The sequence below is a fragment of the Oleidesulfovibrio vietnamensis genome (assembly GCF_055388115.1).
Window position 1 is genome coordinate 2398607 of the sequence record NZ_AP042419.1, and the last position, 23124, is coordinate 2421730.

At 57.7% G+C, this 23124-nt stretch carries 25 protein-coding genes; 17 read left to right on the forward strand and 8 right to left on the reverse strand.

The genetic code is table 11. The annotated features are described in order from the left end of the window. Window positions 1-488: 488 nt before the first annotated feature. Together ACZ5D1_RS10735 and ACZ5D1_RS10740 are read right to left on the reverse strand one after the other, a co-directional pair. The gene (locus ACZ5D1_RS10735; protein ID WP_011367447.1) at window positions 489-1523 is read right to left on the reverse strand and encodes a glycosyltransferase family 9 protein; all 1035 of its coding nucleotides are present in this window, start codon (window positions 1521-1523) and stop codon (window positions 489-491) included. Further along, on the reverse strand, window positions 1523-2143 hold the full coding sequence (locus ACZ5D1_RS10740; protein WP_464554874.1) for a D-glycero-alpha-D-manno-heptose-1,7-bisphosphate 7-phosphatase: 621 nt from the start codon (window positions 2141-2143) through the stop codon (window positions 1523-1525). Before ACZ5D1_RS10740 ends, ACZ5D1_RS10735 begins: the two co-directional genes overlap by 1 nt. Before the next feature lie 335 nt (window positions 2144-2478). Here ACZ5D1_RS10740 and ACZ5D1_RS10745 point away from each other — a divergent pair, with 335 nt between their 5' ends. The 16 genes from ACZ5D1_RS10745 (at window position 2479) to ACZ5D1_RS10820 (ending at window position 16598) form a co-directional block, all read left to right on the forward strand. Then, entirely contained in the window at window positions 2479-3516 is a 1038-nt protein-coding gene (locus ACZ5D1_RS10745; RefSeq protein WP_027181420.1) for a hemolysin family protein, read from the forward strand. Between the two features lie 129 nt (window positions 3517-3645). Further along, the gene (locus tag ACZ5D1_RS10750; RefSeq protein WP_011367444.1) at window positions 3646-4059 is read left to right on the forward strand and encodes a cytochrome c maturation protein CcmE; all 414 of its coding nucleotides are present in this window, start codon (window positions 3646-3648) and stop codon (window positions 4057-4059) included. A gap of 127 nt (window positions 4060-4186) precedes the next feature. Next, window positions 4187-6112 carry a heme lyase CcmF/NrfE family subunit gene (locus tag ACZ5D1_RS10755; RefSeq protein ID WP_464554876.1) on the forward strand — a complete coding sequence of 642 codons (1926 nt, stop codon included), beginning with the start codon at window positions 4187-4189 and terminating at the stop codon, window positions 6110-6112. Then, complete coding sequence (locus tag ACZ5D1_RS10760) at window positions 6102-6749, forward strand: ABC transporter ATP-binding protein (protein WP_011367442.1); 648 nt, start codon at window positions 6102-6104, stop codon at window positions 6747-6749. The genes ACZ5D1_RS10755 and ACZ5D1_RS10760 overlap by 11 nt, the downstream gene beginning before the upstream one ends. Then, on the forward strand, window positions 6743-7420 hold the full coding sequence (locus ACZ5D1_RS10765; protein WP_027181422.1) for a heme exporter protein CcmB: 678 nt from the start codon (window positions 6743-6745) through the stop codon (window positions 7418-7420). Before ACZ5D1_RS10760 ends, ACZ5D1_RS10765 begins: the two co-directional genes overlap by 7 nt. Window positions 7421-7474: 54 nt before the next feature. Then, window positions 7475-8167 carry a cytochrome c biogenesis protein CcsA gene (gene ccsA, locus ACZ5D1_RS10770; protein ID WP_011367440.1) on the forward strand — a complete coding sequence of 231 codons (693 nt, stop codon included), beginning with the start codon at window positions 7475-7477 and terminating at the stop codon, window positions 8165-8167. A gap of 10 nt (window positions 8168-8177) precedes the next feature. Continuing rightward, complete coding sequence (locus ACZ5D1_RS10775) at window positions 8178-8315, forward strand: CcmD family protein (protein WP_011367439.1); 138 nt, start codon at window positions 8178-8180, stop codon at window positions 8313-8315. Then, entirely contained in the window at window positions 8308-8925 is a 618-nt protein-coding gene (locus tag ACZ5D1_RS10780) for a tetratricopeptide repeat protein (RefSeq protein ID WP_027181423.1), read from the forward strand. The genes ACZ5D1_RS10775 and ACZ5D1_RS10780 overlap by 8 nt, the downstream gene beginning before the upstream one ends. 376 nt (window positions 8926-9301) lie before the next feature. Beyond that, the gene (gene guaB, locus ACZ5D1_RS10785) at window positions 9302-10759 is read left to right on the forward strand and encodes an IMP dehydrogenase (protein ID WP_027181424.1); all 1458 of its coding nucleotides are present in this window, start codon (window positions 9302-9304) and stop codon (window positions 10757-10759) included. Window positions 10760-10806: 47 nt separating this feature from the next. Beyond that, window positions 10807-12357, forward strand: a complete 1551-nt coding sequence (gene guaA, locus ACZ5D1_RS10790; protein ID WP_011367436.1) for a glutamine-hydrolyzing GMP synthase — start codon at window positions 10807-10809, stop codon at window positions 12355-12357. Between the two features lie 36 nt (window positions 12358-12393). Further along, window positions 12394-12774, forward strand: coding sequence for a Sec-independent protein translocase protein TatB (gene tatB, locus ACZ5D1_RS10795; RefSeq protein ID WP_011367435.1), 381 nt, complete (start codon window positions 12394-12396; stop codon window positions 12772-12774). A gap of 347 nt (window positions 12775-13121) precedes the next feature. After that, window positions 13122-13877 carry a twin-arginine translocase subunit TatC gene (gene tatC, locus ACZ5D1_RS10800; RefSeq protein ID WP_034618605.1) on the forward strand — a complete coding sequence of 252 codons (756 nt, stop codon included), beginning with the start codon at window positions 13122-13124 and terminating at the stop codon, window positions 13875-13877. A gap of 30 nt (window positions 13878-13907) precedes the next feature. Then, on the forward strand, window positions 13908-14498 hold the full coding sequence (gene hisB / locus ACZ5D1_RS10805; protein ID WP_011367433.1) for an imidazoleglycerol-phosphate dehydratase HisB: 591 nt from the start codon (window positions 13908-13910) through the stop codon (window positions 14496-14498). Continuing rightward, window positions 14498-15148 (forward strand): hypothetical protein, encoded by a 651-nt coding sequence (locus ACZ5D1_RS10810; protein WP_464554878.1) that lies wholly within the window; start codon window positions 14498-14500, stop codon window positions 15146-15148. Before hisB ends, ACZ5D1_RS10810 begins: the two co-directional genes overlap by 1 nt. Beyond that, window positions 15145-15882, forward strand: coding sequence for a 1-(5-phosphoribosyl)-5-[(5-phosphoribosylamino)methylideneamino]imidazole-4-carboxamide isomerase (hisA, locus tag ACZ5D1_RS10815; RefSeq protein WP_273191939.1), 738 nt, complete (start codon window positions 15145-15147; stop codon window positions 15880-15882). Before ACZ5D1_RS10810 ends, hisA begins: the two co-directional genes overlap by 4 nt. 260 nt (window positions 15883-16142) lie before the next feature. Continuing rightward, window positions 16143-16598 (forward strand): hypothetical protein, encoded by a 456-nt coding sequence (locus ACZ5D1_RS10820; protein ID WP_011367430.1) that lies wholly within the window; start codon window positions 16143-16145, stop codon window positions 16596-16598. Window positions 16599-16607: 9 nt separating this feature from the next. On the opposite strand, the gene ACZ5D1_RS10825 is transcribed toward ACZ5D1_RS10820, so the two are convergent. The 5 genes from ACZ5D1_RS10825 to ACZ5D1_RS10845 form a co-directional block, all read right to left on the reverse strand. Next, on the reverse strand, window positions 16608-18065 hold the full coding sequence (locus ACZ5D1_RS10825) for a dihydrolipoyl dehydrogenase family protein (RefSeq protein ID WP_464556546.1): 1458 nt from the start codon (window positions 18063-18065) through the stop codon (window positions 16608-16610). A 2-nt stretch (window positions 18066-18067) separates the two neighbouring features. Then, a complete protein-coding gene (locus tag ACZ5D1_RS10830) occupies window positions 18068-18769 on the reverse strand; it encodes a TVP38/TMEM64 family protein (protein WP_011367428.1) in 702 nt (233 codons plus the stop codon). Window positions 18770-18812: 43 nt separating this feature from the next. After that, window positions 18813-19802: a glucokinase gene (locus ACZ5D1_RS10835; protein WP_464554880.1), complete on the reverse strand. Its 990-nt coding sequence runs from the start codon at window positions 19800-19802 to the stop codon at window positions 18813-18815. Window positions 19803-19947: 145 nt separating this feature from the next. Then, the gene (locus tag ACZ5D1_RS10840; RefSeq protein ID WP_011367426.1) at window positions 19948-20295 is read right to left on the reverse strand and encodes a PilZ domain-containing protein; all 348 of its coding nucleotides are present in this window, start codon (window positions 20293-20295) and stop codon (window positions 19948-19950) included. 25 nt (window positions 20296-20320) lie between these two features. Further along, on the reverse strand, window positions 20321-21511 hold the full coding sequence (locus tag ACZ5D1_RS10845) for a cytidine deaminase (protein ID WP_464554881.1): 1191 nt from the start codon (window positions 21509-21511) through the stop codon (window positions 20321-20323). Window positions 21512-21734: 223 nt separating this feature from the next. Here ACZ5D1_RS10845 and ACZ5D1_RS10850 point away from each other — a divergent pair, with 223 nt between their 5' ends. Further along, complete coding sequence (locus tag ACZ5D1_RS10850) at window positions 21735-22220, forward strand: CinA family protein (RefSeq protein WP_027181428.1); 486 nt, start codon at window positions 21735-21737, stop codon at window positions 22218-22220. 117 nt (window positions 22221-22337) lie between these two features. On the opposite strand, the gene ACZ5D1_RS10855 is transcribed toward ACZ5D1_RS10850, so the two are convergent. Then, window positions 22338-23087 carry a class I SAM-dependent methyltransferase gene (locus tag ACZ5D1_RS10855; RefSeq protein WP_464554883.1) on the reverse strand — a complete coding sequence of 250 codons (750 nt, stop codon included), beginning with the start codon at window positions 23085-23087 and terminating at the stop codon, window positions 22338-22340. Window positions 23088-23124 lie beyond the last annotated feature (37 nt).

Sequence of the window (23124 nt, forward strand, 5' to 3'; positions counted from 1 at the left end):
ATGTGGGTGCCCTAGGGCTGGACTCCTCCTGGGCACCCATTCATGGCGGACAATCGGGGACGGAAGCTGCACTCTTCCGTCCCCGAATCTTTCCGGCGGCTCCAGTTACGCCTCATGTGACGGACACATGCAGTGCGTCCCGCCTCCGCCGCCCTTCAGTGCACCGCACTCAGCCAGCCTTCTGTCCCAACGCCCCCCATACAGCAGAACAAACCCGTCTGTGCATCCGTAAGCAACAAAGCATAGCGTTCAACGCACATACAGCAGGTCAGACTGACGACCGGCAGCCGCCCCCCCCGCAACACAGCCGGTAAAAACAAAACGCGAACAGCAGTCTGGTAAGACCGCCTAAGCCGCAGCCGACGGGTTTACCCGCGGACGGACACACCCGCGCATCACGTTCCGCTCAGCACGGGCAGAAAGCACAAAAAAACGCCCCGCGTAACCGCAGGGCGCCGTCGCCGTCATCATGTCCACATCCAAAAGCATCATGTGCGGAAAAGCTTGCGCTCCACATCCGCCCAGACCATGCCGGGAGTCACCTCAGCCATACAGCGGTGGTGCCCCTGCGGGCATTCCTGCGGGCCATGCAGGCCGCACGGACGACAGGAGACATCGGCCTCCAGCACCGTGGACCGGCTGCCGCGGGGGAAAAAACCCAGACGCCGGACGGTAGGGCCGAAAATGGCCGTCACCGGAGTATGCTGCACCCATGCAAGATGCATGGGGCCTGAATCATTGGTCACATAACAGTCCAGACGTCCCAGAAAGGCCGCAAGCTCGGGAAGCGAAAGACTGCCCGAAAGATCAAGCACAGCGTGGCGTCTGCCCCCGGTATCAATGCGGCTGATCACATCCTGCGCCATGGCTTCTTCTCCGGGACCGGCAAAAATCATCACCTGCGCCCCCGCGGCAACTGCGTGCGAAGCAACCTGCGCATACGAGGCGGCAGGCCATCGTTTTGTTCCCCATACCGAACCGGGATGCAGCCCCACAACCGGACCTTTCACATGGCTGGCAAAATATCCTTCGGCTTTATGGCGGGCATCCTGCGGCAGCACCAGCCGGGGCCATGTGTGCAATTCGCTGATTCCAAGTGGCTTTACCAGTTGCAGCAGGCGTTCGATTTCTTCCATGGAGTCGAAGCAGCGCGGAACGGTATGCGTATAAAAATATCTGTTCAGAAAAGGTCTGTCATACCCGATACGCGTCTTGGCGCTTGACCAGCGGGCCATCAGGCCGCTGCGGACACTGGTATGGGCCGATACAAAAAGCGAATACCCCTGTGCCGCCATATGCCTGCCCAGAGCGAAAGTTCCGCCCGGACCGCCCTGTGCTCCGTTCTTGTCATACCCGTACACCCCCGCCAGCTCCGGCTGGGATGCGAACAGCCCCTCAAACCCCTTGCGCACCCAGAAATCGATGGCGGCATCAGGATAGGCAGCCTTCAGCGTGCTGATAAGCGGCAGCGTCAGCACGGCATCGCCGAGAAAAGCGGTGTTCCAGACGGCTATGCGTCGCATTATTTCTCCTCCAGCACAGTTCTTACCCAGTCGAGCGCGGCACGCACATCGCATGCCACAACATCCGGCAGCACGCCTGAGCGTTTATGCACTTCCACCCAGCCGTCCTCACGCAACGCCATATCAGCTTCCGCTTTCAATCCGGCCTTTTCCGCCTCTGCCCGCCCTTTGCCGGTAAGTACCAGCACAGAAGCCGCCAGACAGGCGTTGCGCCCGAAGCCCACATCAGCCAGCTTGTCGCCCACCATCGCGCAGCGCTCCGCCTTCAGCCCGTAGGCATCGCGCAGGGTCTGCCACAGGCCTGTCTCCGGCTTGCGGCATATGCAGGAACTGTCAGGAGCATGCGGACAATGGCGCGAAGCAGTGACCGACGCGCCGCAGGATTGCAGCATGGCGTCAAGCTGCATCCTGCACGCCTCGTAGTCGTTTTCCGAAAACATTCCCCGCCCGATACCGGACTGATTGGTCACGATGAACAGCTTTCTGCCTTCGGCACAGGCTCCGGCCAATGCTTCTCCGGCCCCCGGCAGCAGTTCAACGCCCTGCGGGTCGCTCAGATAATGCTTGTCGACGATGACCGTACCGTCACGGTCAAGAAGAATACAGTCAATACGGGGCACTGAGCCTCCTTCATGCAGCTGGGTCAGGGGCGAAACAAATTGAATCGCGGCGGACAGCATAATCCTGCCGCACACACCACGCAACAGGCGTGTCTAGATGGCACGGCAGTTATGTTTTTGCAAGGCGCACGGCGGCCGCAGGCCCCGCACACCGGCGGCAGAAGCCCCCGATAAACTTCCCGCGCAGCAGGGGCTGCCGCGGCCGCAGGTACAGTGTTGATAATCATTTCCCGCATTGCTATACTTGCGGCATATGTCATACGCTTATCCGGTCTTTCCGGCCGTCCGTGGGTGCAACGTCCCCTCCTTTTTCATAACAGGATCATTCATCCGTCATGATTGAATTTATTCTGGCGGTTTCCTTTGCCGTCATCATATCGGCTTCTTGTTCCGTGGCAGAAGCAGTGCTGTATTCCGTTCCATGGAGCCATATCGAGCAACTGCGCAAAAAGGGTCGCCGTTCGGGCGAACTGATGTTCACCCTGCGTTCCAACATCGATAAACCCATTACAGCGGTGCTCACCCTGAACACCGTGGCCAACACCGCCGGCGCATCCATTGCCGGTGCAGCCGCGGCCAATGTGTTCGGCGCAGAACATATGGCCACCTTTGCGGCATGCTTCACGGTCATCATTCTCATCTGTTCGGAAATCATACCAAAAACGCTGGGCGTCACGTACGCACGCCCGCTGACTTCAGTGGTGGCCGCTCCGCTCAACATGCTTGTGTGGCTGCTTTCGCCTGTTATCATCATCGGCGGCTGGATAACCAGACTGATGACTCCGGCAAAAACGCGCCCCGAAGCCTCGGAAGAAGATATCAGAGCGCTGGTCAGCCTGTCGCGCAAGTCCGGTATCCTAAAACCGTATGAAGAAATTTCTATCCAGAATATCCTGTCGCTGGATAAAAAGCGGGTCGAAGACATAATGACCCCGCGCACTGTGGTTTTTTCGCTTCAGGCGGACATGACCGTGGAAGAGGCCCACGAGCGCCCCGGATTCTGGAACTACAGCCGTATCCCCTTGTGGCAGGACAACAACGAGGACATGGTGGGCATAGTCATGCGCCGCCACGTTCTGCAGGAAGTCGCTGCGGACAGGCATCTGACGCGCCTTTCCGAAATAATGACTCCGGTGACTTTTGTGCTTGAATCGCTGACTCTTGACAGGCTGCTCACTCAAATGCTGGAAAGACGGGTGCATCTGGCCGTGGTGCTGGACGAATACGGCGGCGTTGCCGGCGTGGTCGCACTGGAAGACGTGCTGGAAGAAATTCTGGGCAAAGAAATCGTGGACGAATCGGACCAGTTTGCCGACCTGCAGCAACTGGCCCGCTCGCGCAGGGCCAGACTTACGGGCGGCAAAAGCGTGTGAAGCCTTGATTCCCGACCGGAAAGTCCGTATTCGTAAAAACAACAATTCATCATTATTCGCGAGCAACGAGCCACACGTGCCCGCGGTGACCATACATACCGTTCGGAAACCGTAACACATGGAGCATCCATGCCGAAAAAAAACAGCAAGACCATCTACATAGCCGCCCTGCTTCTTTTTGTGGGCGGGGTGGGATATCTGCTCTTTTCCGGCTTGTCCCAGAACAGCGTTTATTTTCTGAATGTATCAGAAGCGCTGGCCATGCCGTCCGGCGACCTGAAATCGGCGCGGCTGTTCGGCACGGTCAAGGCCGAAGGCCTGCAGCGCATAGACGAGGGACTGGGCGTCCGGTTCCAGATTGAAGACAAAGACAACAAAACGCGTACCATGTGGGTTGAGTATAAAGGCGCTGTGCCTGACACATTCAAACCCGGTGCGGAAGTAATCATAGAAGGCGGCGTTGCCCCCCAGACACAGATGTTTGCAGCACGCACGCTCATGACCAAGTGTCCCTCGAAATACCAGAAGGAAAACCGGGAATAGACACAGGGCTGAAACAAGGCCGGCAGCCAGCTGGCCTTTTTTACAGGCAGGTTCTTCCCGCGGGCCTTCTTTTTTTACGCTCACTCACGGCTGACGCCGTATGAAATAGTCCTGTAAAGGAGACCACATGCACCTTACGGGGTACTTTATTCTCTCCGCCTGTCTGCTTTTGTCGCTCACTCTGGGCGGCCTGAGCATGGCGCAGGCCTGGCAGGGACGCAGAAACGCACTGCACCTGCTGGAAAAAGGGCAGATACTTGTCACGGGGCTCATGACCGCAGCTTCGCTCATCCTGCTTTACGGCCTCGTGATATTTGATTTTTCCAACGCATACATCGCCAGCTACACCGACAGGCTGCTTCCTGTCTTTTACCGGCTGACGGCATTCTGGGCAGGACAGGCAGGCTCGCTGCTGTTCTGGGCGCTGTGCGTATCGCTTTCGGGCGTGTATTTTATGTGCACACAGGGCTACAGGGTGATGTCAGACGGTACAAAAACGTACTTCTGGCTGTTTTTCATGATCATTCAGGCGTTTTTCGCCCTGCTTCTGACCACATGGAGCAACCCGTTCATCACCGTTAATCCGGCACCTGCCGACGGCAACGGGCTTAACCCGCTGCTGCAGAACCCGGGCATGATATTCCACCCGCCGCTGCTCTTTCTGGGCTACGGCGGATTTGCCGTACCGGGCTGTCTGGCACTGGCGCAGGCACTTAACAGAAACTCAGGTAATGAGGTTTCGTGGATCGAAGCCGGCCGCAATATGACCCTGCTGGCCTGGGCCACACTTACGGCAGGCATCATTCTGGGGTGCTGGTGGTCCTATATGGAACTGGGATGGGGCGGCTACTGGGCATGGGACCCTGTGGAAAACGCATCCCTCATCCCGTGGCTTGTGGCTTCGGGCTATCTGCACACATCCATTGTGGAACAACGCCGTAACAAGCTGCACAGAACAAACATATTCCTGATGGCGCTCACGACCATCTCGGCATTTTTCGCCACTTACCTTGTCCGCAGCGGAGTCGTGGACTCGCTGCATGCCTTCGGTGACGGCGGCGTGGGTGCGCCTCTGCTCGTGTTCATCATCGCCTTTACAGCGATTTCCGTCATCATCCCCATGCTGCACAAGGTGGAAGGCGCCCGTCCTCTTTCGGGCATTGCCAGCCGCGAAGGTTTTCTTGTCATTGTGGCGTGGGTGCTTATGGCGCTCAGCATCATCATACTGCTGGGCACCATGTGGCCGGTGTTTTCCAAATTCTGGAGCGCCAACCCCATGGGGCTGGAACCCGCCTTCTATAACAGAGTCTGTCTGCCGCTGTTTGTCATGCTTTCGCTGCTGCTGGTCATCTGTCCCTGGCTGGGATGGAAAGAAGGCCTGCGCAGTACAAAAGCAGCAGCGCTGGCGGGGGGCATTTTTCTGGCCCTGCTTGCAGGCTTCTTTGTGACCGGCATACGCATTCCGGCCGCGCTGCTGGGTGCCGCCAGTGCCGTGGGCGCCATTGCGGGCATAGGCATACTCTTTGCCACCCAGCCGCATCTGCGGCGCAACCGCTCATCCGTTGCGGCCTACGGTGTGCACATCGGGCTGCTGCTCATGGTGCTGGGCGTGGCTTTTTCCGGCCCGTACAAGGTGGAAAAAGAAATAGAAATCGCCAAGGGTGAAACAGTGACTCTGGGCGACTACGCCATGACCTACAAGGCGCTGTACGAAGGCGAAGGCCCCGGTATGATTTTTATCGAAGCCGAGCTGGAAGTAGCCAAAAACGGTAAAAAGATAGGCACCCTGCACCCGCAGCGGCGCATATACAGCAAGTTCAGCAGAAACCAGTATGCCGAAGCGGCAACCATCCCTACGCTGGGTGATGAACCGTACGCCACGCTGCTCGGTATCTCGCAGGACAACAAAGCCGTGCTGCGTGTCAGCATCAACCCGCTGGTCAACTGGCTGTGGATAGGCGGCACGCTGGCCAGCCTGTTCCCCTTCCTTGGCATGCGCGCCGTGCGCTCCCGCAGGAACAACGCCGCCATGGTGCAGGAAGATGCTGCTTAAACTGGAAAAGATAGCCAAATTCTACGGCACGAGACTGGTCATAAAAGATGTAAGCCTGAGCGTGACCTCCGGCAGCATCACCCTGCTGGCCGGTGCCAACGGAGCTGGTAAATCCACTCTGCTGCGCATCATGGCCGGACTTGCCCGTCCGAGTGCGGGCAAGGTGCTGTGTCATGCGGCCGAAGATAAAATTGGCTATCTGGGCCATCAGACGTTCATTTATCCGGATTTGTCCGCTCTGGAAAACCTGTCTTTCTGGGCAGGGCTGCACGGACGGCGGACTGACGAGCAGGCCCTGCTCGACATTCTGGACCGCGTGGAACTGAAGCGGTTCGCCTTTGAAAGGGCGGGCAGTTTTTCGCGCGGAATGGCTCAGCGGCTGAATCTGGCCCGGATTTTCCTGTTGCAGCCCGACCTAATTCTGCTGGACGAGCCGGGCACAGGACTGGATGTACGTTCCATGTCCATGCTGCGGCGCGAAATAGAAGAAGCCCGTAACCGCGGTGCAGGCCTGGTCTGGATCAGCCACTCCGTGGCGGAAGATCTGGCTCTGGCCGATGCGGTGGTTGCCATAGGGGACAGACGCGTGCTCTACAACGGCCCCGCCGCCGGTTACATTCCGGAGGCAGCATGCTGAACGCAGCCATGCGCATAGCCGCCAAAGACCTGCGACTGGTTCTCACCCGCGGCACGGGACTCACACAGGCACTGCTGCTCGGCCTGCTGCTCATATTCGTGTTCAGCCTGTCGCAGCAGATAGGAGAAGTAATGTCACCGCAGGGCGCCGCCGCCATATTCTGGCTGGCTTCCGCGTTCTGTCAGGTACTCATATTCAACACGCTGTACGGTCTTGAAGAGGTAAACGGCGCACGCTTCGGTCTGCTGCTGGCACCGGTGCCGGTGCAGTCCGTCTGGCTTGGCAAAGGGCTTGCCGGCCTTTTGCTGCTGCTGTGCGCGCAGCTCGTGTTTGTTCCCGCAGCGGTGGTTTTTCTGGGGCAGTCGGTCTCTGCACTATGGCCGGCAGGTCTGCTCGCAGTCTTTCTGGTAGACCTCGGCATCATGGCACTGGGCTCTTTGCTCGGGGCGTTGTCGCAGGGGCAGGCAGCCAGAGAATCCATGCTCAGCATTATCCTGTTTCCCCTGCTTATTCCTGCGCTTCTGGCCGGAATACGGCTCGGGGCGGCAGCGTTTTCCGGCCAGCTGCCGGAAGGTGCACAGTCGTGGATAGGCATTGCCGCGGCGTTCGACGCGCTCTTTCTGGGTGCGGGGCTGGTGCTTTTCCCCTTCATTTACAGCGGAGAAGGCTGATCCGACGGCAGACCCGCAGTCTGCCCTCATCCACAAAAACGATACGAGGTCCACATGCGCGATTCCATACGGCCCCGCAGCCCCCTGCCCCGCTACGCAGCGGCCATGGCAGGACTGGCTCTGGCCGTCAGCCAGTACTTCATCTTCGTATACGCCCCTGAAGAACAGACCATGGGCATCGTTCAAAAAATTTTCTACATCCACCTGCCGCTGGCATGGTGGGCGTTGATCAGCTTTTTTGCGGTGTTTGTAGCCAGCGCCATGTATCTGAACAAAAGAACATGGTTCTGGGACAATCTGGCCGGTGCAGCCGCCGAAATCGGCGTGCTTTTTTCCGGCCTTGCTCTGGTCACGGGTTCCGTATGGGGCAGGCATTCGTGGGGAGTCTGGTGGACATGGGACCCGCGGCTGACCACCACGCTGGTCATGTGGTTCGTGTATGCAGGATACCTGATGCTGCGTTCCATGGGACTGGCCCGCGAACGGCGCGCCGTGGTGTGTGCGGTACTGGGCATAGTGGCATTCATAGATGTGCCGCTGGTGTTCTTTTCCGCTCGACTGTGGCGGTCCATACACCCTTCCGTATTTGCCAGCCGCGGTGGCGGACTGGAGCCGGAAATGCTGACCACAGCGGTTGTCTGTGTGCTGTGTTTCGGCTTTCTGTGGTATGCGCTGACTGCCATCAGAACACGCCAGCTGGCGGACACGGACCGGCTTGATTCACTTGCAACCACAGACGACCTGTAAGGAGGCCCGCATGGACTCTAGCAACTGGCTGCTTATGGCCAATGCCGCTGTATGGCTCGGGGTGGGCGCCTATCTGTTCTTCATGGCACGCACACAGCAGCAGCTCGACAAGCGTATCCGCCAAATGGAGCTTATGAACGATGACTAATCACAATCCGGGGCCTGCTTTCGGCCCGAGGCACAACATAACCAAGTATATTCTGGCAGCACTGGGCGCCGCTCTGGCTGTCATGCTCATCACGTCGTTCATCTACAGGATGAACCATCCTTCTCTTGTCAAACAGGGCCGGGCGCCGCAACAAAACGCTGCAGCCCCGGAACAGGGCATGTCGGCCGCCGCAACCGGCGAACTGACTGAACTGATGCGCATGATGCAGGAAAACCCTAACGATCCTGAAGTTCTGCAGACGCTTGCGCAGCATTTTATGGACACAGGGGACTGGCAGCGTGCCCAGACGTTCCTCAACAAGCTTGTGGTGGCAGCTCCCGCTGATTCCCGCCCGCTGTATATGCTGGGTATTTCGCAATACCAGCTGGGCCAGCATGCCGAAGCGGCCACAACCTTTGAACGGCTCATAAAGCTGGAAGACGACCCCATGGCGCGGTACAATCTGGCCGTGCTGTACGGTCATTTTCTGGGGGCACCTGAAAAAGCCCGGCCGCATCTGGAAGCCATACTCGCTTCCGGCACTGCCGGCGAAGAACTGAAAGCCCGGGCCAAAGCCGAGCTGACCGGCAACAAACACGAAGACAAATAGCATGAAGCCGGCAGCCCCCTTTCATGACAGGCCTGCCGGCCGCACACTGACCCTCCACGGGCAGCAGGCTGCAACGCCTGTTGCCCGTTTATGCTTGGTCGGCTATACAATTACACTTGATCAGGTAACCTTGCGGCGCATAATCTGCGGACGTTGCCCCTTGGTCTGGTTCGCGGTGCACAGGGGCACCCGATGCTTGCAGAACCGCATCACAAGCCGCCTTCCGGTTGACAGAAGCCGCCCAAAAGGACTACTAAGGTCGATTAACTTTTCATTGATTTTAGACCGTTTCTTCCTCCACGGAAGCACGGCTCAGCGCAGACGGCGGCCTGCCTAAGGGCCGGCCGTCTGACGGAAACCTGTTTGGAGAAATATCATGGGCACGATTCTTGGCAAAGCTCTGACATTTGACGATGTGCTGCTTGTCCCCGGCTACTCCGAGATCACGCCGGATCAGGTGGACGTTTCCACCATGCTGACCGCGCAGATCAAGCTGAACATCCCGCTTATCAGCGCCGCCATGGACACCGTTACAGAGTCTGCCATGGCCATCTCCATGGCGCGTAACGGCGGTGTGGGCGTCATCCACAAAAACATGACCATCGACGAGCAGCGGCTTGAAATCGAAAAGGTCAAAAAATCGGAAAGCGGCATGATCATCGATCCGGTGACCATAGCCCCCGACTACACTGTGGCGCAGGCGCTGCAGATCATGCGCGAATACCGCGTTTCCGGTCTGCCCGTTGTTAAAGACGCCGAACTGGTGGGCATACTGACCAACCGCGATGTGCGTTTTGTCACCGATCTTGAAGGCACCAGAGTGCACGAAGTGATGACCAGCGAAGAACTGGTAACCGTGCCGGTGGGAACCACCCTGGATGAAGCCCGCCATCACCTGCATGAACACCGCATCGAAAAATTGCTTGTGGTTGATGAGAACAACAGACTCAAGGGTCTCATCACCATGAAAGACATCGACAAGGTGCAGAAATACCCGCAGGCATGCAAAGACGACAAAGGCCGTCTGCGTGTCGGTGCCGCCATCGGTGTGGGCGGCGAATGCGAAGCCCGCGCACAGGCCCTGCTCGGGGCCGGAGCCGACTTCCTCGTTCTTGATTCTGCCCACGGGCATTCGCAGAACATCCTCAAAACCGTGGAAATGGTGAAAAAAACCTTCCCCGATTGCCAGCTTATCGCAGGTAACGTGGCTTCCTACGAAGGCGCCAAGGCGCTTTTCAAGGCAGGAGCCGACACTGTGAAAGTAGGCATCGGTCCCGGTTCCATCTGCACCACGCGTATCGTGGCCGGTGTGGGCGTGCCCCAGATCACGGCCATCATGGAAGCCGTGCGTGCCGCCAGAGAATTCGGCCGCCATATCATTGCGGACGGCGGCATCAAATACTCCGGCGACATTGTCAAAGCCCTTGCCGTGGGTGCCAACACCGTCATGCTGGGTTCGCTGCTGGCAGGCACCGAGGAAAGCCCGGGTGAAACCGTGCTCTATCAGGGCCGCACCTACAAAATCTACCGCGGCATGGGATCCATCGACGCCATGAAGGACGGCAGCTCCGACCGCTACTTCCAGGAAAAGACCAAAAAACTGGTTCCCGAAGGCATCGTGGGACGTGTGCCCTACCGCGGACATGTGGGCGACACGGTCTTTCAGCTGGTGGGCGGACTGCGTTCCGGTATGGGATACACCGGCGCGGCCACCATTGCAGAACTGGATGAAAAAGCACAGATGGTGCAGATTTCCGTTGCGGGTCTTCGTGAATCACACGTGCACGACGTGATCATCACCAAAGAAGCCCCCAACTATAACATGGACAAGTAATCAACCGTCCCAAACGGAGCGCGTAACGCACGCCCCGGAGGAATAGAATGGAAAAGCAGAACAAAGTCATTATCGTGGACTACGGTTCGCAGGTTACGCAGCTGATCGCTCGCCGTATCCGCGAGGCCGGTGTCTATTCCGAAATTCATCCCTGCATCGTCACTGCCGCAGAAGTAGCCGCCATGTCTCCTTCGGCTGTAGTGCTTTCCGGCGGACCCGCCAGCGTGCTGGGCGAAGATTCCCCTGCGCTGGACAAAGGCCTGCTGGAACTCGGCGTGCCGGTTCTGGGCATCTGCTACGGCATGCAGCTGCTTGCGCACAATCTGGGCGGAGAGCTTTCCTGCTCCGAAACCCGCGAATACGGCCCCGCCGACCTGAAGTTCTGCGCCGGAAGCCCCCTGTGGGACGGCCTGAAAACAGATGAATCATCACGGGTATGGATGTCGCACGGTGACAGAGTGAAAAAAGTGCCCGCCGGATTTACGGTGACCGGCAGCACCGAAACACTGGAAGTGGCCGCCATGGCCGACGACCAGCGCCGCATCTATGCCGTGCAGTTCCACCCCGAAGTCCATCACTCCGAAGACGGCGTGCGCATGCTGCACAACTTCCTGTTTAAAATTGCAGGAATCAAGGCTGACTGGTCCATGTCCTCTTTCTGCGAGCGGGTGATAAAAGAAGTCTCCGAGCAGGTAGGCCCCGACGATCAGGTGGTCTGCGCTCTTTCGGGCGGCATAGACTCCACCGTGGTTGCCGTGCTGCTGCACAAGGCCATCGGCCACCGCCTGCACTGCATCTTTGTGGACAACGGAGTGCTGCGCCTGAATGAAGTTGATGAAGTTTCCGGCTATCTGCGCGAACACTTCGACCTCAACCTGACGGTTGTAGACGCCCGCGAACGCTTTATGAAGCAGTTTGCCGGAGTCGAAGACCCCGAAAAGAAACGTAAGATCATCGGCTACACCTTCATTGACGTGTTCGATGAAGAGTCGCAGAAGATTCCCAACGTGAAGTATCTCGCGCAGGGCACGCTGTACCCTGATGTCATTGAATCCATATCGCACAAGGGCCCTTCGGCCGTCATCAAAAGCCACCACAACGTGGGCGGCCTGCCCGAAACCATGAAACTCAAGCTCATCGAGCCGCTGCGCGAACTCTTCAAGGACGAAGTGCGCAAGCTGGCCGTGGAACTCGGCCTGCCCGACTTCATTGTCTGGCGCCATCCCTTCCCCGGTCCCGGCCTTGCCATACGCGTCATCGGCGAGGTAACGGAAGAGCGTCTGGACATCCTGCGCAAAGCTGACAAAATCGTTCAGAATGAGTTGACGGCGTCTGGCTGGTATCGCAAAGTGTGGCAGGGCTTTGCCGTACTGCTGCCGTTAAAGACGGTCGGTGTCATGGGCGATGACCGCACCTACGAGCACGTCATAGCCCTGCGCGTGGTGGACAGTGTCGACGCCATGACCGCAGACTGGGTGCGGCTGCCCTCCGAAGTGCTGGAGCGCATCTCCAGCCGCATCATCAACGAGGTCAAAGGCGTCAACCGCGTGGTTTACGACATATCCTCGAAGCCGCCCAGCACCATCGAGTGGGAATAAGGGCGGGTAACAAGCTGAAAAGGCGGATACCAGACTATGTTCGGCATCGGAACTACGGAACTCCTTGTTATCCTTGTTGTTGCTCTTATCGTTCTCGGCCCTAAAAACCTGCCCAAAGCGGCTCGCACGCTGGGCAAGGGTCTGGCCGAGTTCCGCAGGGTGTCCACAGACTTCCAGCGGACCATCAATACCGAAGTGGAGCTTGAAGAGCACGAAAAGCGCAAACAGGAAGCCAGAAAAGACCTGTACGGCGATGATGAAACTCCCGCAAAGAAGAAAACGGCCAAAGCGGAACAACGCGACCCCGATGCAAAGCCTGATATCGCCGTGGCACCTGACAGTGAACAGCAGGACACGGCAGCAACAGCTCAGGCCGATGCTGATGCCGTAACCGACAAGCAGAAGGTAAAGGCATGAGTGACGAGCTGAAACGCGACGAGCAGACCGGAGATTCCGAAGAGCACGAAACTGCGGCAAACGGAGAAACCGGAACTTCTACCGCCGATGCCGGGCAGGGCGACACAAACGAACAGCCCGCAGCGGAACAGCAGGATACAGCAGCAGATTCCACCCCCGGGGACGGAACTGATGCTGATACCGGCGATGCCGCAGCAGATGACCCGTCTGCCGAATCCGCCGACGATAACAATAAAGCCGGGGCGGAAAACGCCCCGGCTCTTTCTGAATCCGTTCCTCCCGTACCTGCCGTCAACCGCGTGACCGAGGCGGCGGCAGATGAGGAAGAGGATGAAGACGAACGGCCCATGACGCTGCTTGAACATCTGGATGAGCTGCGGTTCCGGCTTGTGCGCTGCTGTATTGCCGTGGGCATAGGCTTTCTGGCCTGTTACGGTTTTGCAGAACAGCTTTTCGGCTATCTGGTGGCTCCGCTGCTGGCAGTAATGCCCGAAACAAGCACTTTGATTTTCACCGAGCTGCCCGAAGCGTTCTTCACCTATCTTAAAATATCCATCGTTGCCGGTATGTTCCTGACCAGCCCGTACATATTTTACCAGATATGGGCTTTTATCGCTCCAGGACTGTACGACGAGGAAAAAAAATACATCATTCCCATGGCAGGTGTTTCCGCACTGTTCTTTGCGTCAGGCGCCTGCTTCGGCTATTTTATTGTTTTCCCGTTCGCTTTCGACTTTTTCATGAGCTTTAACAACGAGACCATTCAGGCCATGCCCAAGCTTGGTGAATATCTCGGTTTTTCGCTCAAGTTGCTTATAGCGTTCGGCCTGATTTTCGAAATGCCTCTGTTTGCCTTTTTCGGCGCACGGATAGGCATTCTTACCGCTGCAGCCATGCGCAAAGCCCGCAAAGTGGCTGTGCTGTGCTTCTTTATTGTGGCGGCCATTCTTACCCCGCCCGATGTCATCTCGCAGCTGCTTATGGCCGGTCCGCTGCTGTTGCTGTATGAAGTAAGCATCTACGTGGCACAGATTTTCGGCCGGTCCGCCAAAGCCGGCGGGCAGGATGAAGATGAAAACGATGAGCAGGAAGAAACAGCGTAGCCGCTTTTTTTCCGGCTTTCAGGAGACACCATGACCCGACGCGCTGCGACTGTGACGCGCACCACGACAGAAACTGCCATTTCCCTTTCGCTTACAGTGGACGGCAAAGGCGAAGTATCGGTAACAACCGGTCACGGATTTACCGATCATATGCTTACCCTGCTCGGCTTCTGGGCGGGCTTTGACCTGACCCTGACCTGCAACGGCGACACGCATGTGGACGCCCACCATACGGTGGAAGATGCAGGGCTCTGTCTGGGGCAGGCTTTTGCACAGGCGCTGGGTGACAGAAAAGGCATAGCGCGTGTAGGCAACGCACGGGTACCCATGGATGAAGCGCTGACGGAAGTCGATCTGGATATTTCCGGACGCCCCTATCTGGTTTACCGCGGCGACGAACTGCTGCCGCCGGTCATTGCCGGTGACGAGGCAGACCTGTGGCGCGAGTTTTTCAAATCATTTGCCAACGGTGCCAGAATCAATCTGCACATATCATTGCTTTACGGCAAAAACGGTCATCATCTGTTAGAATCCGCGTTCAAAGGTCTGGGGCTTGCTCTGCGCCGGGCCGCGGCTTGTGAACGCGAAGCACTGCTCAGCACCAAGGGGAGTCTCGACTGATGCGCAAACTCTGCATAAAAATCCTGCTGGTCACGGCGGCGGCTGCGCTGCTGCTTACCGGCTGTTACAGCCCTGTCCAAGGTCCCATGCCGTTGCCCGATATCAACATCGGTGTGGCGGGCTTTACCCAGCCCACCACCACGGCAGCGCTGCTGGCCGGTTACATTCCGGAAAATCAGCAGGAGGTGGACAACCAGACCCTGCGCGGTCTTGATGAAGACTTTGCCGCCATTCTTGCCGGTGCCACCGCACGCAAGTATGTTTCCAGTGAACAGGGAAGGCAATGTCAGGAAATAGTTTCCGCCGCACAGCAGGACGAAAAAAGCATCAGCGCTTTTGAACACTGGCTGCGCGTGGGCCGCTGCATGGAGGTTGACTACCTGCTGGTGCCGCATCTCATCGACTGGCACCAGCGCAAAGGCGAAAACATGACGGCAGCCAGCCCCGCAAGCGTCACCCTTGACCTCTTTCTGATGGACGTGCAGGGGCAGTCCCTTGTTTCGCGTTACCATTTTGAAGAAACCCAGCAGACACTTGCTGACAATCTGCTGGAGTTCAGCAAATTCGTCGAACGCAAAGGCAAGTGGATCACAGCAGAAGATCTGGCCCGCGAAGGACTGTATCAGGGAATCAAGGAGCTGGGTCTGTGATCATCTTTCCTGCTGTGGACATAAAGGGCGGGCAGGCGGTTCGCCTGCGGCAGGGCAAGGCCGATCAGGAAACGGTTTTTTCCGGCGATCCTGTGGCCATGGCACGCCACTGGGAAGAACAGGGCGGACGCTGGCTGCATGTGATAGATCTGGACGGTGCGTTTTCCGGCACTCCGGTCAACCGCGAGTTGATCAGAACCATCTGCGCCAGTGTATCCATTCCCGTCCAGCTGGGCGGCGGCATACGCGATACCGTCACCGCGCAGGCGTATCTGGATGCCGGAGTTGAACGACTGATAATCGGCACCATCGCCCTGACCGATCCCGATCTGTTCGGGGCCATGTGTTCAGCGTTTCCGGGCCGTATAGGCGTTTCGCTGGACGCGGAAGGCGGCAGACTGAAAACCAAAGGCTGGGTGGAAGATTCCGGCCTGAGCATTTACGACGTACTGCCCCGGCTGACAGAACAGGGAGCCGCGTTCCTCATCTACACCGACATCGACCGCGACGGGATGCAGAGCGGTGTAAACGTGGAAGCTCTTTCCGAACTTGCCGGCCGCTCGGCAATACCAGTCATAGCGGCAGGCGGCGTAGCGACCATGCAGGATGTCTACGATCTGTATCCTGTAAGCCGCAGTGCCAACCTGCAGGGTGCCATTACCGGCAAGGCCATTTACGAGGGTTCGCTGGATCTGGCAGAAGCCATGCGCTGGATAGACAGCCGGACAGCATGACGCATGCGCCATGCGTTGGCATGGCTGCAAGGCTTGCGCCGGATCATGTACCGTCGTATTCACGCACCGGAAGCCGGTAGCCGCAGACAGTATCATATGTTTTTGGTCAGGCCGGTTGCCGGCAGCAGCACAGACCCGTCTGCGGTGCGGCAGTCTGAAAAATTATCATGAACGGATACTCCGGCAGTACCTGCCGGTCATGCAGGGGGATGGAAACATCCCCTTTTGCATAATGCATCCGCAACTCCGGAGAGAACACAATGCAGCACACATTTCTTATGGAAGAAGGATTCTGGCAGCTTTCCGGTGTCTTCTCCAACATCAGCGGTGTAGCTGTTCCGGTGGAAGGCAGGTCCATAGTCACCCACACGCCGGAACAATGGTCCAACCATGCATTCATGCGCATTCTCACCGCGCAGCCGCAGGACATAGAAAACCTGTACACATTTCAGCCGCTGCCCCCCAAGGCAACCTACGCGCAATGGCGCTCCACCAGCCCGTCTCTGGGTGACGTCAGCGGCTGCTTCGCCTTTGCAGGCGATACCATCATATCATCGTCCATCATTGCAGAAACCCGCCAGCACGCTACCGAACACCTGAGGCTTATCAGCAGCGAAGCCTACGAAAACAGAGGGGCACTGTTTCAGAACGACACGCTGGTAGCCACATGGAGCGTGCTCATGCAGCGCATCCGGCAGCCGGAAAGACTGCAGTAGCGGAGCAAGCTAGCTGCACGCCTTGCCCTGATGGCGAAAAAGAAAACACAGTGCACTCTGCACCTTGCCGGAGAACAATTTGTCCGCCATCACATTGCCGGCCACCCGCTTGCTTATTTCGCCCAGCGTCGGATACGGATACACCGCACCGGCAATTCTGGACAATGAAACCTTCCCGGCCTGCACAGCCACCCACTGGTTGATGATTTCACCGGCCCCGGCACCGCATATCTGCACCCCCAGCACTTTTTCCCGCGGGTCAAGCAGCATTTTTATGCGCCCTTCCGGTGCTCCTTCGGCCAGTGCCCTGTCGTTTCCTGAAAACAACTCAGTGCGGACGGTATAATCGACTCCGGCGGCCTGCGCCCGCCGTTCGTTCAGCCCCACGGATGCCAGCTCCGGATCAGTAAACGTGCACCACGGCATGTTGGTATAATCAGCCTTTTTCGGCAGACGGAATACGGCATTGGCAATGATGATGCCCCCCTCGTACCCTGCCGCATGGGTGAAAAGGTAGCGGCCGGTCACGTCTCCGGCGGCATAGATGTGCGGTACGTTGGTCCGCATGCGTGCATCCACCCCGACCCCCCGCGCCGAATACACCACACCTGCATTTTCCAGCGTCAGTCCCGACACATGAGGAGCACGCCCCAGAGCCACCAGCAACTCTGCAGCAGACAGCAGTTTTTCCGATCCCTCGTGTACAAGGCGCACCTGCACACCGTCAGCTCCGCGCCGGACAGACTGTATCTCCGTGCGGGTAAGCACACGCACCCCTTCAGATTCCAGCCGCAGTCTGACGATATCCGCCATATCGGCATCCTCGTTGCTCAGCAACTGCCCCGAACGCTGTACAACGGTCACTTCTGTTCCCAGACGCCGGAAGGCCTGCGCCATCTCAAGAGCCACAGGCCCGCCCCCCAGCACTATCAGCGATGCCGGCAGCACCGGCAGAGAAAAAATCTCTCTGTTGGTCAGATATCCGCTTTCGTTCAGCCCCTCCAGCGGGGGCACCGAGGCTCCCGACCCGGTGGCGATGACAATTTTTGCTCCTGTGGCCCGCACCACAGAATCATCAGAACGGATTTCCACCGTGTGGTCATCCGCAAACGACGCCGCACCGAAAAGCACCTCTGCTCCCAGTGCAGTGAAACGTTCCACGGAATCATGCTGCTGGATGACGGCCTGAACTTCGCTGATACGCTGCGCCACCTGCGCAAAGTCCACCGGCGGCAGCTGCGCATCGGGCAGTCCGTAACGTGCCGCGTGCCGCATCAGATGCCGCACTCCGGCGGTACGCAGCAGTGTTTTGCTGGGTACGCAGCCGTAATGAAGACAATCGCCGCCCAGGGCATGCCCGCTTTCCACCAGTAACACCTTAACGCCCAGCTGAGCGGCTCCGGCTGTTACGGTCAGACCGGCGGCACCGCCGCCTATCACGATGATATCATAGTCATATTTTACCATCATCAGGCTCCTTTTGTGCTGCGCCATGCGGCTGCACGTTCCAGCACCTTGCGCGCTGCCAGCGGAAAAAGCCCCAGAAGGGCAAAAGACAGTATCAGCGAAGGCGAAAGGATGCCGGAAAGCGATTCAATGGCCCCCAGTTCTTTACCTGCATTCACATACACAATGGTTCCGGGCAGCATGCCCAGTTGCGAAACCCAGTAAAATGTCCTGATGGGCAGCGGGGTAAGTCCCATGGCCAGATTGATAAGAAAAAAAGGAAAGACAGGCACAAGCCTGAGAGAAAACAGATAAAAAGCTCCGTCCTCCCTTATGCCTGCGTTGATCTTTTCCAGCCTGCCGCCAAGCCGCCGCTGCACCCAGCCCCGCAGTACAAAGCGAGAAGCCAGACATGCCAGTGTGGCTCCTATGGTGGAAGCAAATGAAACAGCCGCCAGAGTCACCCAGAACCCGAACAAAGCCGCACCGGCCAGAGTCATAACCGTGGCCCCCGGCAGAGACAGAGCCGTCACCGCAATGTACAGGGTCATATATCCGGCCACCACAAGCACCCCGTGCTGCCGGTACAAAGCTGTGAACGAATCCTGAGAAGCTTTCACATATTCAAGCGTAAAAAAACGCCCCAGATCAAAATACCAGAATACTGCCAGAAGAACGGCCAAAGCCACAGGCAGAATCACCCTGCCCGTGTTACGAATAGTCATGAAAACTCCTTGCCCGCAGGCCGGACAACAGCAGCAGGCACAATCAGGCTCCGCCGGCGGAGCGTACAAGGCGGCCGGTTCTCAGCATCTGCACGCCGCACACGGCCGCGCCCCACAGGCCCGATTCTTCATTGCGGTTCAGACGCACAGGCACTTTGCGCAAAAGATGCCCGTGCACATCGCTCTGCACAAACTCCTGTACAAACGCGTGGTGGGTGACAAGTCCCGGATTACCCGAAGCAAGCCCGCCGGCGATATACAGCCCCCCCAGCGCCATGGTTTCCAGCACATAATCGTGGCAGGCTCTGCCGTAAAAACGGGCAAACCACTCAAGAACAACGGAGTCGCCTTCCAGCTTGCGGCTTACTTCACGCGATGACAGCAGTTCGCCGGTATGAAACTGGTGGAGCAGCCGCAGGCCTGTTCCTGTGACCACCAGATCGCCGATAACCTGCGGTCGTCCTGTCTCACGCAGTATAAATTCCGCAAATTCCAGTTCTTCTCTGCCTACAAAAGGAAATACTGAATGCCCGCCCTCTGACGGCACGGTGATATAACGCCCCACCCCGTCACACACCAGCAGACACTTGCCCAGTCCGGTTCCCCCCCCCACCACGGCTATGGGGGCGCCGTCCTCTGCAACACCGTGCTGCACCGTAACAGCGTCATGCACGGCTTCGGACAGGCAGGCGTAAGCCTGCGCTTCAAAATCATTGATCAGACGACCGCGGGCGATACCGAACGTCTGTGCCACTTCATCCAGATCAACCGCCCACGATGCATTGGATATTTTGCAATAGCGCCCTTTTTTTTCGACAGCACCTGCCACAGCCAGCACCATGACGTCCGCATCACGCGGCAGCAGCGAAAACCCGCGGTTTTCCAGCTCTGCCAGCAACGCCGGAAAAGACTGCGCGCCCTGAGTGGAAAGCCATAAGCTGTCTTCAAATTTCAGCGTACCGTCAGCCTGCAGCACAAAGGCCGCAAACCGGCTGTTGGTTCCCCCTATGTCCACTGCGAGAATGCGTTCCATGCCTGCTGCTCCTTGCTCGAAAAAAATAAACCCGCAGCCCCACGCGAGCACGTCGCAAAGGCTGCAGGCCTATACTACCCTACTTGACGCGGCGGGCAAAGCGCGCAGATGCGGTAACAATACATCTGCCCCGCACATACGGCATTTACTGAAACGGTACAGTTTCCTCCGCTTCCACCCCGTCTGCATCGCCCGCCAGCAGTTCGACCATATTACGCAGATGCGCATAGGTTTCCGGTGACATGGCTGTAAAACGCAAAGCTGTTTCATCACTTTCAGCACGCACCACCTCGGCATCTACCGACAGCTCATACCCTTCTGCAAGAGTAAGCAGAAAACGGCATGCCGCGCCCACCGGCAGCGGCGGATGCGCGATGCACAAGGCCCCGCGCAGACTCAGGTCAAGGGTCAACGCCCTGTTTCTGCTTCCGCCGTATTCCAGATGCACGGCATACCGTGCGGGCACACGCAACCTTCTGCGACGATCATCCATAAATCACGACCTCCGGAAAAACAGACTACTCCTGCCACTCCGGACGCTGGACATACGGTTCCGGCAGCAGCTCAGAGAGCATGCGCTCTTCGTAGACGCCTTTTTCAGGCTCTATCAGGGCCAGTATACCACGTCCGAACTCGTAGAGGAACTGTCTGTCAGAAGCGGAAGGTGATAAAAGGCGTCCGTCCGGTCCCACTGACACCACTGCACGGATGCCTATGTCGCCCTCCGACACGGCTTTAAGCGTGGCCGTACGCAGTGCCGTACCCGTAAGGTTGAGCATGGGATTCTCCACATTGCAGCCTGTGAAGATTTTTCCGGAGCGGGTAAGCACCGCAGCGCCCACCGGCACTCTGGAATACGGCGCATAGGCATTGATAGCCGCTGCCGTGGCCTGTTTTATCAGTTCGGCACGCTCTTCGGGCAACAGTTCCGGCACAAACCATTTACGGTAAATGCGGTCATACTCACCGTTGCGCATAACTTCCAGCATGCCGTCGTTGATTAACTTGAGCAGTTCAGGCTCTTCGCGGTTCACCGCATAAAAAACGTCGGTGACACGCAGCGGAGTGCCGACGGTGGTTATCCCGCCCAGCTTCAGCTTTTCTATGTAATAGTACGCCGTGCGCTCCGGCCCGCCGTATGCCACAACTTCGTCCCTGTACAGGGCCCGCAGGGCATCCACCTTGGTATTGAACAGCTTGACGTTAAGCCCGCCGAAGCCTTCCAGCACACGCTGCTGAAACGACCCTTTTTCCACAGAAACAGTCTGCCCGCGCAACAGGCGCACATTGCCCACGCGGTTATGATTTTTGGTAAACAGCATAACCCGCGCAGGCAGGGTGGGACGTTCTGTGAAGCGGTACAACAACTCACGCTGAGCTGTCTTGGCCATGCCGGATGTCACCGTGATATTTCCGGCGGAAAGTTCCACCAGCACCTGATCCCACGAAAGCGGACGCAGGATCAGCTTCACCGGCTTATCCCGCAGGACAGCTTTAAGCAAGTCCACATCAAACCCCGTGGGAATGCCCTGCGCTTCTTCAAAGGAAAACGGCGGAAACTCTCTGTCAAAACCGTATATCACTTTAAGCGGTGCCGCCTGCAACGGAAAAGCAAACAGCCAGCAGAACAGCCACACAGTGCAGAACAGCGCACAGAAACGCACCATGTGCGACGGACGCGGTATGGCGGCAATAACAGATTTCGGCATGAACAAACCCCGTAGTTGAGTAGACAGCACTATAACAATAATCCGGCCACCGGCAGTGTGCACCGGTTCACCTGTTCTATTCGGCAGATACGGCAGGGAGTTTAGTGCTGAAACATTGCACACCGCTCTGTATGCTACCCGCCCGGGCCGGCGGTGGCAACCGCTGCAGCAGCCGTTGCCGGCATACCGGCCATATGCTACTGCGGCATTACAAGGAGCCGGTATGTTTTCTGAACATCTGAAAGACATTGCGGTATCGCTGGGCAACACTCTGACGGAACGCCGCATGACGCTGTGCACCGCGGAATCCTGCACCGGAGGGCTTGCAGGAGCCGTCCTTACCGCCGTGGCGGGCAGTTCGCGCTGGTTCAGAGGCGGTGTCATAGCGTATGCCAACGACGTGAAACAGCATATTCTGGGAGTAGACGCGGCAGTGCTGCAGCAGCACGGGGCCGTCAGCGCACAGGTTGTGGAATCCATGGCCGCGGGTGCGTGCCGCCTGCTGCAATGTACTGCCGGCATCGCCGTTTCCGGCATTGCCGGCCCTGACGGGGGCACACCGCAGAAACCGGTGGGCACAGTATGGATAGGCTGGCACTGTCAGCAAAAAACAACAAGCCGCGTATTTCTGTTTTCCGGCAACCGCGACGCGGTAAGGCTGCAGACAGTGGAACAAGGCCTTCTGGGGCTTATGGAAATGCTGAAATGACCGCACCGGAAATAACGGAAAAATGTCCGGCTGTATCTTTACACAACCGGACACCGTAAACCGTTCTTCAGCCGTGGCTGATGCGATGCGGCTCCGCCTGCCGCACCTGAGCGCCGCTCATTGGCGCAAAGCAAGAGACGCGAACTGACTGCATGTGAACAGCAGCTTCCAGCGTTCGTGTTCCGGCACGGCCAGCGTGTCGGGAAAGGTCTGCTGCTGCAGAACAGGCGGCGGAGCCTCATGTCTGTTGATAACCTCCTGCCGTGTTTCAGCAAAACCGTAACCTTTCAGCTTTAAGACATAGGTCAGCGGATTTTCCCGCACCGGCAAAGGCAATGCTTTATCACCAGCAGGCAGATCAGTACGGGCAAGAAGACTTTCCACCGCTGCAGCGTACTGCCCGCCCAGCACCAGATGATTCTGAAAAAACTGAAGGGTGTACCTGTTCAGCGAAAAAAAATCGAACAGCATATTGGAATGGGAAACAGCCAGAAAGCCGCCACGCTTTACAATCCGCCGGAGCTGCGAATAAAATTCATGCTCTTCTTCCGGCGTAAAATAAGCAATGACGTTGAACGCCAGCACTCCGTCCAGAGAATCTGAAGGAATTTCTGCCAGATACTCAACTCCGGCAGCCTTCAGATTCTGTCCGGGCAGCGGCATGGCGCTCTCAATCAGGCGTCTGCGTACCTGATCAATCATTTTTTCTTCTTTGTCACATGCCAGAACTTCGGCGCCCGCCTCTATGAATAACGGCAAAAACGCGCCTTCACCACACCCGAAATCAAGAATCCGCATGCCCTGCCGCAACTCAGGCAGCAAGGAAACCAGCACCTTCATCCTGTGCTGATGGTAGGGGTTGGTCATTTCTTCGGTATAACCGGCCGCCTCTCACTCCAATCTA

Excerpts from the sequence above, each read along its gene's own strand:
- ACZ5D1_RS10760 (WP_011367442.1), top strand. The coding sequence starts at position 6,102 with ATGCTGCTTAAACTGGAAAAGATAGCCAAATTCTACGGCACGAGACTG.
- guaB (WP_027181424.1), top strand. The coding sequence starts at position 9,302 with ATGGGCACGATTCTTGGCAAAGCTCTGACATTTGACGATGTGCTGCTT.
- tatC (WP_034618605.1), top strand. The coding sequence starts at position 13,122 with ATGACGCTGCTTGAACATCTGGATGAGCTGCGGTTCCGGCTTGTGCGC.
- ccsA (WP_011367440.1), top strand. The coding sequence starts at position 7,475 with ATGCGCGATTCCATACGGCCCCGCAGCCCCCTGCCCCGCTACGCAGCG.
- tatB (WP_011367435.1), top strand. The coding sequence starts at position 12,394 with ATGTTCGGCATCGGAACTACGGAACTCCTTGTTATCCTTGTTGTTGCT.
- ACZ5D1_RS10855 (WP_464554883.1), bottom strand. The coding sequence starts at position 23,087 with ATGACCAACCCCTACCATCAGCACAGGATGAAGGTGCTGGTTTCCTTG.
- guaA (WP_011367436.1), top strand. The coding sequence starts at position 10,807 with ATGGAAAAGCAGAACAAAGTCATTATCGTGGACTACGGTTCGCAGGTT.
- ACZ5D1_RS10755 (WP_464554876.1), top strand. The coding sequence starts at position 4,187 with ATGCACCTTACGGGGTACTTTATTCTCTCCGCCTGTCTGCTTTTGTCG.
- ACZ5D1_RS10745 (WP_027181420.1), top strand. The coding sequence starts at position 2,479 with ATGATTGAATTTATTCTGGCGGTTTCCTTTGCCGTCATCATATCGGCT.
- ACZ5D1_RS10850 (WP_027181428.1), top strand. The coding sequence starts at position 21,735 with ATGTTTTCTGAACATCTGAAAGACATTGCGGTATCGCTGGGCAACACT.
- ACZ5D1_RS10810 (WP_464554878.1), top strand. The coding sequence starts at position 14,498 with ATGCGCAAACTCTGCATAAAAATCCTGCTGGTCACGGCGGCGGCTGCG.
- ACZ5D1_RS10775 (WP_011367439.1), top strand. The coding sequence starts at position 8,178 with ATGGACTCTAGCAACTGGCTGCTTATGGCCAATGCCGCTGTATGGCTC.
- ACZ5D1_RS10780 (WP_027181423.1), top strand. The coding sequence starts at position 8,308 with ATGACTAATCACAATCCGGGGCCTGCTTTCGGCCCGAGGCACAACATA.
- ACZ5D1_RS10735 (WP_011367447.1), bottom strand. The coding sequence starts at position 1,523 with ATGCGACGCATAGCCGTCTGGAACACCGCTTTTCTCGGCGATGCCGTG.
- ACZ5D1_RS10825 (WP_464556546.1), bottom strand. The coding sequence starts at position 18,065 with ATGGTAAAATATGACTATGATATCATCGTGATAGGCGGCGGTGCCGCC.
- ACZ5D1_RS10845 (WP_464554881.1), bottom strand. The coding sequence starts at position 21,511 with ATGCCGAAATCTGTTATTGCCGCCATACCGCGTCCGTCGCACATGGTG.
- ACZ5D1_RS10835 (WP_464554880.1), bottom strand. The coding sequence starts at position 19,802 with ATGGAACGCATTCTCGCAGTGGACATAGGGGGAACCAACAGCCGGTTT.
- ACZ5D1_RS10765 (WP_027181422.1), top strand. The coding sequence starts at position 6,743 with ATGCTGAACGCAGCCATGCGCATAGCCGCCAAAGACCTGCGACTGGTT.
- ACZ5D1_RS10830 (WP_011367428.1), bottom strand. The coding sequence starts at position 18,769 with ATGACTATTCGTAACACGGGCAGGGTGATTCTGCCTGTGGCTTTGGCC.
- ACZ5D1_RS10750 (WP_011367444.1), top strand. The coding sequence starts at position 3,646 with ATGCCGAAAAAAAACAGCAAGACCATCTACATAGCCGCCCTGCTTCTT.
- ACZ5D1_RS10820 (WP_011367430.1), top strand. The coding sequence starts at position 16,143 with ATGCAGCACACATTTCTTATGGAAGAAGGATTCTGGCAGCTTTCCGGT.
- hisB (WP_011367433.1), top strand. The coding sequence starts at position 13,908 with ATGACCCGACGCGCTGCGACTGTGACGCGCACCACGACAGAAACTGCC.
- ACZ5D1_RS10840 (WP_011367426.1), bottom strand. The coding sequence starts at position 20,295 with ATGGATGATCGTCGCAGAAGGTTGCGTGTGCCCGCACGGTATGCCGTG.